Source organism: Vibrio sp. E150_011 (assembly GCF_053544015.1).
The window spans coordinates 25,182-37,837 of the sequence record NZ_JBHFOL010000017.1; the positions used below are offsets into that span (position 1 = coordinate 25,182).

Genomic DNA, 12,656 nt, shown 5'->3' on the forward strand with positions numbered 1-12,656 from the left:
ATGGATTCTCAACGTAATATTCTGTTAATCGGCTTGGCGTTAGTTTCTTTTTTGCTATTTAACCAATGGCAATCATACAAGAACCCAGCACCAGTTCCGACACAGCAGACTCAAGGTACTAACCTACCTGCACCGTCTTTCGCTGACGAGCATGATCCAGCACCTGGTCATACTGCAGCTGCAGAGAAAATCATCACAGTGAAAACTGATGTGCTAACACTTGGCATCAATACGATCGGTGGCGATGTAGTAACCGCAAATCTTAATGAATATGCGATTGAGCAAGATTCTGCCGATTCGTTTGAACTACTAAAAGATGACCAAGGTCATCAATTTATCGCACAAAGCGGTCTTGTTGGGCCTCAAGGTATCGATCTAAGTAGTACCGATCGTCCGGCGTATAATGTTTCAACAGAAAACTTTACGCTGCAAGATGGCCAAGACGAACTCCGTATCCCTATGACGTTTACTGCCAATGGTATTAACTATGTTAAGACCTTCGTCCTTAAGCGCGGTAGCTACGCTGTTGATGTTGAATACGACGTTGATAACCAATCTGGTCAAAACGCCACATTTGGTATGTACGCTCACCTGAGACAAAATGTTCAGGACAAAGGCGGCAGCATCACAATGCCAACTTATAATGGCGGTGCGTACTCAACTCAAGATACTCGCTACAAAAAATACAGCTTCGATGACATGCAAGATCGCAACTTGTCTCTAAACCTGACCGACGGTCAAGGTTGGGCAGCAATGATCCAGCATTACTTCGCAGCAGCGTGGATCCCACGTGAAGCACCGGGGACTAACCTCTATACTCGTGTGATTGGCAACCTAGGTGATATTGGCGTTCGTATGCCAAATCAAACCATCGGAAACGGCCAAACCGCAACGCTTAAAGCAACGCTTTGGGCAGGTCCAAAACTTCAAGACCAAATGGCAGCAACCGCGCCAAACCTTGACCTTGTAGTGGATTACGGTTGGTTATGGTTTATCGCAAAACCGCTTCACACATTACTTTCGTTTATTCAAGGTATTGTCGTGAACTGGGGTCTAGCGATCATCTGCTTAACCTTCATTGTTCGTGGTGCAATGTATCCACTAACGAAAGCACAATACACATCAATGGCAAAAATGCGCATGCTACAGCCTAAGCTGCAAGCAATGCGTGAGCGTATTGGCGACGATCGTCAACGTATGAGCCAAGAAATGATGGAGCTCTATAAGAAAGAGAAAGTTAACCCACTTGGTGGTTGTCTTCCGATTATCTTACAGATGCCGATCTTCATTTCATTGTATTGGGCACTAATGGAATCTGTTGAGCTACGTCACTCGCCATTTTTTGGCTGGATCACTGACCTTTCAGCTCAAGACCCGTACTACATCCTTCCTCTATTGATGGGTGCAAGTATGTTCATGATTCAAAAAATGAGCCCAACAACGGTTACTGACCCAATGCAGCAGAAGATCATGACCTTTATGCCGGTTATGTTTACCTTCTTCTTCCTTTGGTTCCCATCCGGTCTTGTTCTTTACTGGTTGGTATCAAACATTGTTACGCTTATCCAGCAAACACTGATTTATCGTGCTCTGGAAAAGAAAGGATTACACACTAAGTAATCTGAACGAAGCAATTCAAATAAAAGGCGACCTTAAGGGTCGCCTTTTTTCGTCTCCATGATTACAATTTGGCTAACGTATTGCGATTAAGGCAAAACCAATGACAACAGACACTATCGTGGCACAAGCCACTGCACCCGGCCGTGGTGGCGTCGGTATAATCCGCGTATCAGGCCCCAATGCCTCTCAAGTCGCTCTTGAGGTTACGGGCCGAGCATTAAAGCCACGTTACGCTGAATACCTGGCATTCAAGTCTGACGATGGCACCGAGCTCGATCAAGGTATCGCGCTTTATTTCCCCAATCCGCACTCGTTTACTGGCGAAGACGTACTTGAGCTACAAGGCCACGGTGGCCCAGTCGTCATGGATATGTTGATAAAGCGAATCTTGTTAATACCCGGCGTTCGACCAGCAAGACCCGGTGAGTTTTCTGAACGCGCCTTTATGAACGACAAGATGGATCTGACACAAGCAGAGGCCATTGCTGATCTCATTGATGCCAGCTCTGAAGAAGCCGCGAAATCAGCCTTGCAATCGCTTCAGGGCGAGTTTTCTAAACGTATTAATGTGCTGGTGGATTCACTCATCCACCTCCGTATTTATGTTGAGGCTGCGATTGATTTTCCAGAAGAAGAAATCGACTTTCTCGCCGATGGTAAAGTATCGAAAGCGCTACAAGCTATTATCGATAACCTAGAAGCGGTACGCAAAGAGGCAAACCAAGGTGCCATCATGCGAGAAGGCATGAAAGTGGTGATCGCAGGTCGTCCAAATGCCGGCAAATCAAGCCTGCTCAATGCCTTGTCAGGTAAGCAATCTGCGATTGTCACCGACATCGCCGGCACAACAAGAGATGTACTTAGAGAGCATATTCATATCGATGGAATGCCCCTGCATATCATTGATACTGCAGGCCTACGCGAAGCCTCAGATGAGGTAGAGAAGATTGGTATAGAACGAGCATGGGAAGAGATAACCCAAGCCGACAGAGTACTCTTTATGGTCGATGGCACGACGACGGATGCTACCGACCCAAAAGAAATTTGGCCTGACTTTATCGACCGACTCCCTGCGTCTATTGGTATTACCGTCATTCGCAATAAAGTCGATGAAACCAATGAAGCGCTCGGCATTTGCCACGTCAATGCCCCTACCCTTATTCGTCTTTCTGCACGAACGGGTGAAGGGGTTAACGCTTTACGAGACCACTTAAAGTCTATCATGGGCTTTTCTGGCGCAAACGAGGGTGGCTTTATGGCTCGCCGTCGCCATCTTGATGCATTGGAACGCGCCGCAGAACATTTGGATATTGGTCAACAGCAACTTGAAGGCTATATGGCTGGCGAAATTTTAGCGGAAGAGCTCAGAATCACCCAACAACACCTTAATGAGATTACTGGTGAGTTCAATTCAGATGACCTGCTCGGTCGTATTTTCTCATCATTTTGTATTGGTAAATAAGGACATCAAATGATCCACATCATCACAGGCAGTACACTTGGCGGCGCAGAGTATGTCGGCGATCACCTAAGCGACCTACTCCAAGAAAAAGGGCTACAAACCACGATCCATAATCAGCCACAAATAGCAGAAATAGAAGCCAATGATATTTGGCTCATCATCACTTCGACGCATGGAGCAGGAGATTACCCGGATAATATTCAGCCCTTTATTGCCGGATTACAAAATACGCCACCACGCATGTCATCAGTAAAATACGCGGTCATTGCTATTGGAGACTCCAGTTACGATACTTTCTGCGCCGCTGGTAAACATGCGTTTGAGCTACTCGAAGACATTGGCGCAACACCGATCACCGATTGCTTAGAAATCGATATCCTAAGCGATCAAGTTCCTGAAGACACTGCCGAAGCCTGGCTCAACCAAAACCTCAATAAATTCCAATAAAAAGAAGCGGCCTTGGCCGCTTTTTCTCTAATTGTGTATAACTTCCCTTCTTTATTTATCCATTTTCGCAGCAAATAACAAAAAACTTCTGTGGATAAAACATGATCTTTCCAGTGTAAAACCTATATTTATCCAAATAGTAACTTTATCGCCAGGATCGCCCTGTGCATAAGTAGCCATTTTGATCCCAGCTAATACAGAACCAGATCAACGAAAGATCACAAGAATCGATCTTAAAAAGATCCATGGTTTTGTTGATCATTTTCCACTTATCCACAGAAATGGTCGATCCTAATAATAGATCTAATAAAAGATCATATATATAGATCCTTATTTAATAGTACTTATTCCTTTGATCCGAAAATTGTGAAAAGCGATGTCCTCGCCACAAGAAAAGCGGTAGAATACGTCTCCTTTTGGAAAGTCTACTTTGTCGATTGAATACTGAGGTCGGTTCATGCTTTATCACGAAACATTTGATGTCATCATTGTCGGTGGCGGACATGCAGGAACGGAAGCCGCACTCGCATCTGCCCGCACAGGGCAAAAAACTCTTTTACTGACTCACAATATCGATACCTTGGGGCAGATGTCATGTAACCCCGCAATTGGCGGTATTGGTAAGGGACACTTAGTCAAAGAGGTCGATGCTATGGGTGGTTTGATGGCAAATGCTATTGATCATTCAGGTATTCAATTTCGAACCTTAAACGCTTCAAAGGGCCCAGCGGTTAGAGCTACAAGGGCTCAAGCGGATCGCGCTCTTTACAAAGCTTATGTTCGTAGCGCTCTCGAAAACACACCGAATTTGACGTTGTTTCAACAGTCGGTGGATGACTTAATTGTCGAAAATGATCAAATACGTGGCGTTGTGACTGAAATGGGTTTGAAGTTTCATTCTCAAGCGGTCGTATTAACCGTTGGTACATTCCTCGGCGGTAAGATCCACATTGGAATGGAAAGCTCATCTGGTGGCCGTATGGGGGATCAACCTTCCATCGCGCTCGCGGATCGATTGCGTGATTTGCCATTCAGAGTCGATCGCCTTAAAACCGGCACTCCTCCTCGAATTGATGCTCGTAGCGTTGACTTATCTACGCTAGAAACTCAACACGGTGATAACCCAACACCTGTATTTTCATTTGTTGGTAAGCGTGAACAGCATCCGACTCAAATACCATGTTTTATTACGCATACCAATGAAAAAACACATGATGTTATTCGAGCTAACCTTGACCGCAGCCCTATGTATGCTGGTGTGATTGAAGGTATTGGACCGCGTTACTGTCCTTCGATTGAAGATAAAGTCATGCGTTTTGCTGATAAAAATAGCCATCAAATCTTCATCGAGCCTGAAGGACTGACGACGCATGAATTATACCCAAATGGCATTTCTACAAGTTTGCCGTTTGATGTACAAATCCAGATTGTGCGTTCAATGAAAGGTTTTGAAAATGCTCATATTGTGCGCCCTGGCTATGCCATTGAGTATGATTTCTTTGATCCTAGAGATTTAAAGCAAACCTACGAAACCAAATTTATCCAAGGTTTGTTCTTTGCAGGACAAATTAATGGCACAACCGGTTATGAAGAAGCGGCCGCACAAGGTTTAATGGCCGGCCTCAATGCCAGTTTATTTAGCCAAGGCAAAGAAGGTTGGAGCCCTCGTCGTGACCAAGCCTATATGGGCGTATTGATTGATGATTTATCAACAATGGGCACGAAAGAACCCTACCGTATGTTTACGTCTCGTGCGGAATATCGTTTGTTGTTGCGTGAAGACAATGCCGATATGCGCCTCACGGAGCAAGCAAGAAATCTAGGCCTTGTCGACGACAATCGTTGGCAGCGTTTTAATGAAAAAATGGAAAACCTCACCACAGAACGTCAGCGCTTGAAAGAAACTTGGGTTAACCCAAAATCTGAAGGTATTGATGCGTTAAATAACTTGTTGAAGTCGCCAATATCTCGAGAAGCAAGCGGTGAAGATCTGTTGAGAAGACCTGAGATCACCTATTCGTTGCTGACATCGCTTGACGCGTTCTCACCAGCCATTGAAGATCAACAAGCCGCAGAGCAAGTTGAGATCCAAGTGAAGTACGAGGGGTATATTCAAAGGCAGCAAGATGAGATCACCAAAGCTATGCGCCATGAAAATACCGTGATTCCAGATAACATTGATTACAGCGATGTGAGTGGTTTATCTAACGAAGTGGTGGCGAAATTGACAGAAGCTAAACCTGAAACGGTTGGCATTGCTTCACGCATTTCAGGTATTACTCCGGCGGCAATCTCAATTATTCTTGTTTACCTCAAGAAGCAAGGCTTACTTAAAAAAGGCGAAGCGGCGTGAGCGCATTACTAACTAAATTAGAACAATTAATATCAGAAACATCTTTGCAAGTTTCTGATATTCAAAAAAAACAACTTGTCGCTTATGTTGAACTACTGCATAAATGGAATAAGGCATATAACCTAACCTCGGTTCGTCAACCTGAAGATATGTTAGTGAAACATATCTTAGATAGTATCGTGGTTGGTGAGCATATTGTAGGTGAGCGCTTTATTGATGTCGGTACGGGACCTGGACTGCCAGGTGTCCCTCTTGCCATCATGCACCCTAACAAAACGTTTGTTTTACTTGATAGTTTGGGGAAACGGATTCGTTTCATCAAACAGGTCGTTCATGAGTTAGGTATCAAAAACGTCACCGCTGTACAGTCTCGCGTAGAAGAGTTTGACCCTGAAGGTGGGTTCGACGGCGTGTTAAGTCGAGCGTTTGCTTCAATGACCGATATGGTTAATTGGTGTGAACATTTGCCCAAAGAGACGTCAGGACGCTTCTATGCGCTTAAAGGTCAGGTACATGAACAAGAAGTTTCTGACCTACCTGAGTGGTGTTCTGTGACCGATATCAAACCTTTGCAAGTTCCTGAGTTAGAAGGTGACCGTCATCTTGTAATCTTGTCCAAACAGGGATGATGGAGAAGTTGTCGTGGGAAAAATTGTCGCTATCGCTAACCAAAAAGGTGGCGTAGGAAAAACAACTACATGTATTAATCTGGCGGCATCAATGGCTGCCACTAAGCGCAAAGTGTTGGTGATCGACTTAGATCCTCAAGGCAATGCTACAATGGCGAGTGGCGTAGACAAGTACCAAATCGAAACAACTGCTTACGATTTGTTAGTTGATGAGCTTCCTTTTGAACAAGTAGTCTGTAAGCACACATCCGGCCAGTACGACTTGATTGCGGCTAATGGTGACGTTACCGCGGCTGAAATCAAATTGATGGAAGTATTTGCTAGAGAAGTGCGTCTAAAACATGCACTTGCACCAATCCGCGATAACTATGATTTCATCTTTATCGATTGTCCTCCCTCTCTCAACCTACTTACAATTAACGCGATGGCAGCGGCAGATTCAGTTCTGGTACCGATGCAATGTGAGTATTTTGCGTTAGAGGGCCTAACCGCACTAATGGATACCATTAGTAAGTTAGCAGCCGTGGTGAATGAAAACCTCAAAATTGAAGGTTTACTGAGAACCATGTATGACCCACGCAATCGATTATCGAATGAGGTGTCCGATCAATTAAAAAAACACTTCGGTGATAAAGTGTACCGGACTGTCATCCCTAGGAATGTTCGACTCGCAGAAGCCCCTAGTCATGGTAAGCCAGCAATGTATTACGATAAGTATTCGGCTGGAGCTAAGGCTTACCTCGCCCTGGCGGGCGAGATGCTGAGACGTGAAGAAACACTGGTATAACACTCTTAAGGGAATTTGATTGAATGTCTAAACGTGGTTTAGGAAAAGGACTCGATGCACTGCTGTCAACGAGCTCTATGGCAAGAGAAAAACAGCAAGTCGCCAGTCAAAGCCAATCACTTTCTTCTGATGGTGATCTAACGGATTTACCCATTAATAGTCTGAAGCCAGGTGTTTATCAGCCTCGCAAAGACATGGCGCCTGAAGCACTCGAAGAGCTTGCAGCATCGATTCAATCTCAAGGTATTATTCAGCCTATCGTGGTGCGTCAGGTCGATCACGAACAGTATGAGATTATTGCCGGTGAACGGCGCTGGCGGGCAGCCAGACAAGCGGGACTAAAGCGCGTGCCTTGCATTATTAAAAATGTGCAAGACAAAGCCGCGATAGCCATGGCGTTGATTGAGAATATTCAACGTGAAGACTTAAATGCCATTGAAGAAGCTCAAGCACTAGAGCGCCTTCAAGATGAGTTTGAACTGACGCATCAACAAGTCGCAGAGGTTATCGGTAAATCTCGTACTGCCGTAACGAATTTATTGCGACTTAATCAACTCGAACAGCCGGTTAAAGCGCTAGTAGAGAATAAACACATTGATATGGGACACGCGAGGGCGCTATTGGCTCTTGAAGGTGAAGTGCAATGTGAAGCTGCGGATACGGTCGCAAAGAAGAATCTGACAGTGCGTCAGACAGAAGCTTTAGTTAAAAAATGCTTAAAACCGAACGTTTCAGATGATAAACAGTCAGAAGATAGCGCAGCACAAGAAATATCGCTGCGTTTGAGTGAAAAGCTTGGAGCAAAGGTACTTTTGACTAGAAATGCAAGTGGAAAAGCGAAAGTAACGATAAGTCTTGATGAGCCTCACAAATTAGAGCAACTTATTGCCAAGCTTGAAAGCTAAATGAGATAATTGATATACATCAAATATCTTACTGTTATTTTTTATGAAAGATATTTGATATCGATCAATTGTATGACAATTGATTTTATGCGAAAGTTATTTGTATTACAATTGGTTTTTTGTGCGAAAGTTATGCTTTTGTGAATAAAGTGCGTTTTTTTGATGCACTTTGATTGCAAATACTTTGTTGGAACGTATAATTTTTGCGAATCTCGCGGCGCAATATCTATTGCGTGTTGCGAATATAATAAAGGTAAAGAATACATGGTAGCAGTGCTAGCTAAACCAGGACGAGAGCTCGCAAAGCGATTGTTGCTGATTCAAGTGTGCGCGGTTACGTTTGTAGCTGTTGGAATGACAGTTGCCGTAAATGCTGAGTGGGGAATTTCAGCGCTGATTGGAGGTGGCATTTTTGTTATCGCCAATGCAACATTTGCGTTTTGTGCATTTCTGTTTAGTGGGGCTCGTGCTGCTCAAAAGGTAGCCGCGTCGTTCTATGCAGGAGCTGCATTGAAAATCCTCATTACGGCGGCTCTATTTTCAATCGCTTACATGTATATTCAGGTGGAAGTACTTCCCTTGAATTTCACATTTTTACTGGCTCTCTTAATTAACCTTATGGCACCAGTAATTGTCGTTAACAACAAAAAATAGGATGAGTTATGGCTGCGCCAGGTGAAGCGCTAACATCGGCCGGATACATATCTCACCACTTAACTAACCTTTCGTTAGGAAGTTTAGGCTTAGTGGAGGAGACGAGTTTCTGGAACGTACATATCGATAGCCTGTTTTTTTCTGTGTTGACTGGACTTATATTCTTAGGAGTATTTCGCTCAGTTGCTAAGAAAGCAACAGCTGGTGTGCCGGGCAAGCTGCAGTGTTTTGTTGAAATGGTCGTTGAATTCGTTGACGAAAACGTCAAAGAAACGTTTCATGGACGCAATGCGCTTATAGCACCTTTAGCACTAACTATCTTCTGTTGGGTATTTTTAATGAACGTCATGGATTTAGTTCCAATTGACTTCTTACCATACACAGCAGAGCAGATGGGCATCCCTTATATGAAAGTGGTTCCTTCTGCAGATGTCAATATCACCATGGCTATGGCGTTAGGTGTTTTTGCTCTGATGATTTATTACAGCATCAAAGTAAAAGGACCAGTAACGTTCATCAAGGAATTGACGCTACACCCATTTAACAATCCAATCATGATTCCATTTAACATGCTTATCGAGGTTGTGTCTTTGCTTTCGAAGCCACTATCACTAGGTATGCGTTTGTTTGGTAACATGTTTGCGGGTGAGGTTGTCTTCATTCTTTGTGCTGCAATGCTACCGTGGTATTTACAATGGATGGGCTCATTACCATGGGCAATATTCCATATTCTAGTTATTCTGATCCAAGCTTTCGTGTTCATGATGTTAACAATTGTTTATCTATCAATGGCTCACGAAGACAGTGATCACTAATTATTTAATTAACGCTTTTTATTTGGCCAACTTTAAGCCAACAACTATAAATTGGAGATAGTAATGGAAACTTTACTGAGCTTTTCTGCAATCGCCGTAGGTATCATGATCGGTATGGCAGCATTTGGTACGGCGATCGGCTTCGGTCTTTTGGGTGGTAAATTCCTTGAGGGCGCAGCTCGTCAACCTGAAATGGCTCCGATGCTTCAAGTTAAGATGTTTATCATCGCTGGTCTACTTGATGCGGTTCCTATGATCGGTGTGGTTATCGCACTGCTATTCACATTCGCGAACCCATTCGTTGGTCAGCTAGGTTAATCAGCTTTTCTCAGACAGGTTTTGGACTTGTCACCTGATTAATTTTAGCTCGTCAATGAAACTTTAGAGGGGTAGCTGTTGTGAATATGAACGCAACTCTGCTAGGTCAAGCAATCTCATTCGCCATGTTTGTTTGGTTCTGCATGAAATATGTATGGCCACCAATTATGAATGCGATTGAAGAGCGTCAGAAAAAAATTGCTGACGGTCTTATGGCAGCTGAAAGAGCTGCAAAGGACTTGGATCTAGCTCAAGCCAACGCTTCTGACCAAATGAAAGAAGCGAAGCGCACTGCAACTGAGATCATTGAGCAGGCAAATAAGCGTAAAGCACAAATTGTTGATGAAGCTCGTGAAGAAGCTCTGACTGAACGTCAGAACATCTTGACGCAAGCCGATGCAGAAATTGAAGCTGAACGTAACCGTGCCCGCGATGAGCTGCGCAAACAAGTTGCAACTCTGGCTGTAGCTGGTGCTGAGAAAATCCTTGAGCGCAGTATCGATAAAGATGCGCAAAAAGATATTCTTGATAACATTACTGCAAAACTTTAGAGCGAGGGGCGAACATGTCTGAACTGACAACAATTGCACGCCCCTATGCTAAAGCAGCCTTTGACTTTGCGGTGGAAAAGAATGCACTAGACCAATGGGTCGATATGCTAACTTTCGCCGCTGAAATCGCGAGTAATGAAAATATTGCAGACCTGCTGTCAGGTTCTGTGACTGCGAATAAAATTGCAGATATTTTTATCACTGTTGGCGGTGAACAGTTTGATGAATTTGGCCAAAACTTAGTAAAAGTGATGGCTGAAAATGGTCGATTAGCAGTATTGCCTGCTGTGTTAGTTGAGTTTGTTGTGCTGAAAAAACAGCACGAAAAACTCATCGATGTAGATGTTGTGTCTGCAAGCGAGCTAACCAACGAGCAAACCGCAGAGATCAGCAGCAAACTTGAAACACGCTTTGAGCGTAAAGTTAAGCTGAATTGCAGTGTAGATGAGACCCTACTTGGTGGGGTTATTATTCGAGCCGGAGATCTTGTAATTGATAACTCAGCACGCGGTCGTTTGAACCGCCTGAGTGATGCAATGCAGTCTTGATGGGGATGGAGCATGCAACTTAATTCCACAGAAATTAGCGACCTAATCAAGCAACGTATCGAATCGTTCGACGTTGTAAGTGAAGCTCGTAATGAAGGTACTATCGTTTCGGTAAGCGATGGTATCATTCGCATCCACGGCCTAGCGGACGTGATGCAAGGCGAAATGATTGAACTACCGGGTGGCTGTTACGCACTTGCACTTAACCTCGAGCGTGACTCGGTTGGTGCGGTAGTAATGGGACCATATGCCAACCTTAGAGAAGGCATGAAAGTAACCGGAACTGGTCGTATTCTTGAAGTACCAGTTGGTCCTGAAATGCTTGGTCGTGTTGTTAACACACTAGGTGAGCCGATTGACGGTAAAGGTCCAATTGAAGCGAAGCTTACGTCACCAGTAGAAGTGATTGCACCTGGCGTAATCGACCGTAAATCGGTCGATCAACCAGTACAAACCGGCTATAAGTCTGTTGACTCAATGATCCCAATCGGTCGTGGTCAACGTGAACTTATTATCGGTGACCGTCAGATTGGTAAAACAGCACTGGCGATCGACTCAATCATTAACCAGAAAGATTCTGGTATCTTCTCTATCTATGTAGCGATTGGCCAAAAGGCATCAACAATTGCAAACGTAGTACGCAAACTGGAAGAGCATGGCGCGCTAGCAAACACAGTTGTGGTTGTTGCGTCGGCATCTGAATCTGCAGCACTTCAATACCTGGCTCCATACTCAGGTTGTGCAATGGGTGAGTACTTCCGTGACCGTGGTGAAGATGCACTGATTGTTTATGATGACTTATCTAAGCAAGCCGTCGCTTACCGTCAGATCTCTCTACTATTGAAACGTCCACCTGGCCGTGAGGCTTTCCCTGGTGATGTATTCTACCTTCACTCTCGTCTTCTAGAGCGTGCAGCTCGTGTAAGCGAAGAGTACGTAGAGCGTTTCACAAACGGTGAAGTAAAAGGTAAGACTGGTTCTTTGACCGCTCTTCCTATTATCGAAACCCAAGCTGGTGATGTATCTGCATTCGTACCGACAAACGTAATCTCGATTACTGATGGTCAGATCTTCCTACAAACTGAAGCATTCAACTCGGGCGTACGCCCTGCCGTTGACCCTGGTATTTCAGTTTCTCGTGTAGGTGGTGCAGCTCAGACTAAGATTATCAAGAAGCTATCGGGTGGTATTCGTACTGCACTAGCGGCTTATCGTGAGCTAGCGGCGTTTGCTCAGTTCTCATCTGATCTAGATGAAGCAACTAAGCGTCAGCTAAACCACGGTCAAAAAGTTACTGAGCTAATGAAGCAGAAGCAATACGCTCCTATGTCAGTATTTGACCAAGCGCTAGTGATCTTTGCGGCGGAACGTGGTTACTTGGAAGATGTAGAAATCAATAAGATTCTAGACTTCGAAGCTGCGTTACTATCGTACGCTCAAATCCAGTATGCTGATCTTATTACAGAGATCAACACAACGGGTGCTTACAATAAAGAAATCGAAGCGCAGCTGAAAACGCTGACGGACGATTTCAAAGCAACCCAGACTTGGTAATTAGTGGGTGACC

General features: G+C 44.4%; 13 protein-coding genes. All 13 read left to right on the forward strand.

The window, feature by feature from the left end; genetic code table 11:
* The 13 genes from yidC (at position 1) to atpA (ending at position 12,643) form a co-directional block, all read left to right on the forward strand.
* Positions 1 to 1,620, forward strand: coding sequence for a membrane protein insertase YidC (gene yidC, locus ACE1OE_RS20020; protein WP_449212099.1), 1,620 nt, complete (start codon positions 1 to 3; stop codon positions 1,618 to 1,620).
* 100 nt (positions 1,621 to 1,720) lie between these two features.
* A complete protein-coding gene (mnmE, locus tag ACE1OE_RS20025) occupies positions 1,721 to 3,082 on the forward strand; it encodes a tRNA uridine-5-carboxymethylaminomethyl(34) synthesis GTPase MnmE (RefSeq protein WP_102470012.1) in 1,362 nt (453 codons plus the stop codon).
* A 9-nt stretch (positions 3,083 to 3,091) separates the two neighbouring features.
* A complete protein-coding gene (gene mioC, locus ACE1OE_RS20030; protein ID WP_372059828.1) occupies positions 3,092 to 3,529 on the forward strand; it encodes an FMN-binding protein MioC in 438 nt (145 codons plus the stop codon).
* Between the two features lie 457 nt (positions 3,530 to 3,986).
* A complete protein-coding gene (mnmG, locus tag ACE1OE_RS20035; RefSeq protein WP_449212100.1) occupies positions 3,987 to 5,882 on the forward strand; it encodes a tRNA uridine-5-carboxymethylaminomethyl(34) synthesis enzyme MnmG in 1,896 nt (631 codons plus the stop codon).
* Positions 5,879 to 6,511, forward strand: coding sequence for a 16S rRNA (guanine(527)-N(7))-methyltransferase RsmG (rsmG, locus tag ACE1OE_RS20040; protein ID WP_102470015.1), 633 nt, complete (start codon positions 5,879 to 5,881; stop codon positions 6,509 to 6,511). The genes mnmG and rsmG overlap by 4 nt, the downstream gene beginning before the upstream one ends.
* Positions 6,512 to 6,524: 13 nt before the next feature.
* Positions 6,525 to 7,298, forward strand: coding sequence for a ParA family protein (locus tag ACE1OE_RS20045; protein WP_102470016.1), 774 nt, complete (start codon positions 6,525 to 6,527; stop codon positions 7,296 to 7,298).
* 23 nt (positions 7,299 to 7,321) lie between these two features.
* Entirely contained in the window at positions 7,322 to 8,203 is an 882-nt protein-coding gene (locus tag ACE1OE_RS20050) for a ParB/RepB/Spo0J family partition protein (protein ID WP_102470017.1), read from the forward strand.
* A gap of 264 nt (positions 8,204 to 8,467) precedes the next feature.
* Positions 8,468 to 8,857: a F0F1 ATP synthase subunit I gene (locus ACE1OE_RS20055; RefSeq protein WP_102470062.1), complete on the forward strand. Its 390-nt coding sequence runs from the start codon at positions 8,468 to 8,470 to the stop codon at positions 8,855 to 8,857.
* A gap of 8 nt (positions 8,858 to 8,865) precedes the next feature.
* Positions 8,866 to 9,672, forward strand: a complete 807-nt coding sequence (gene atpB / locus ACE1OE_RS20060; protein ID WP_102470018.1) for a F0F1 ATP synthase subunit A — start codon at positions 8,866 to 8,868, stop codon at positions 9,670 to 9,672.
* A 63-nt stretch (positions 9,673 to 9,735) separates the two neighbouring features.
* Positions 9,736 to 9,990: a F0F1 ATP synthase subunit C gene (gene atpE, locus ACE1OE_RS20065; RefSeq protein ID WP_102470019.1), complete on the forward strand. Its 255-nt coding sequence runs from the start codon at positions 9,736 to 9,738 to the stop codon at positions 9,988 to 9,990.
* Between the two features lie 80 nt (positions 9,991 to 10,070).
* Positions 10,071 to 10,541, forward strand: a complete 471-nt coding sequence (gene atpF, locus ACE1OE_RS20070) for a F0F1 ATP synthase subunit B (protein ID WP_102470020.1) — start codon at positions 10,071 to 10,073, stop codon at positions 10,539 to 10,541.
* Between the two features lie 14 nt (positions 10,542 to 10,555).
* Positions 10,556 to 11,089: a F0F1 ATP synthase subunit delta gene (gene atpH / locus ACE1OE_RS20075; RefSeq protein WP_102470021.1), complete on the forward strand. Its 534-nt coding sequence runs from the start codon at positions 10,556 to 10,558 to the stop codon at positions 11,087 to 11,089.
* A gap of 12 nt (positions 11,090 to 11,101) precedes the next feature.
* Entirely contained in the window at positions 11,102 to 12,643 is a 1,542-nt protein-coding gene (gene atpA, locus ACE1OE_RS20080; protein ID WP_102470022.1) for a F0F1 ATP synthase subunit alpha, read from the forward strand.
* Positions 12,644 to 12,656 lie beyond the last annotated feature (13 nt).

What these genes read in the sequence shown, in the direction of transcription:
- yidC (WP_449212099.1), top strand. Translation starts at nt 1, where the DNA reads ATGGATTCTCAACGTAATATTCTGTTAATCGGCTTGGCGTTAGTTTCT.
- mnmE (WP_102470012.1), top strand. Translation starts at nt 1,721, where the DNA reads ATGACAACAGACACTATCGTGGCACAAGCCACTGCACCCGGCCGTGGT.
- mioC (WP_372059828.1), top strand. Translation starts at nt 3,092, where the DNA reads ATGATCCACATCATCACAGGCAGTACACTTGGCGGCGCAGAGTATGTC.
- mnmG (WP_449212100.1), top strand. Translation starts at nt 3,987, where the DNA reads ATGCTTTATCACGAAACATTTGATGTCATCATTGTCGGTGGCGGACAT.
- ACE1OE_RS20050 (WP_102470017.1), top strand. Translation starts at nt 7,322, where the DNA reads ATGTCTAAACGTGGTTTAGGAAAAGGACTCGATGCACTGCTGTCAACG.
- ACE1OE_RS20055 (WP_102470062.1), top strand. Translation starts at nt 8,468, where the DNA reads ATGGTAGCAGTGCTAGCTAAACCAGGACGAGAGCTCGCAAAGCGATTG.
- atpB (WP_102470018.1), top strand. Translation starts at nt 8,866, where the DNA reads ATGGCTGCGCCAGGTGAAGCGCTAACATCGGCCGGATACATATCTCAC.
- atpE (WP_102470019.1), top strand. Translation starts at nt 9,736, where the DNA reads ATGGAAACTTTACTGAGCTTTTCTGCAATCGCCGTAGGTATCATGATC.
- atpH (WP_102470021.1), top strand. Translation starts at nt 10,556, where the DNA reads ATGTCTGAACTGACAACAATTGCACGCCCCTATGCTAAAGCAGCCTTT.
- atpA (WP_102470022.1), top strand. Translation starts at nt 11,102, where the DNA reads ATGCAACTTAATTCCACAGAAATTAGCGACCTAATCAAGCAACGTATC.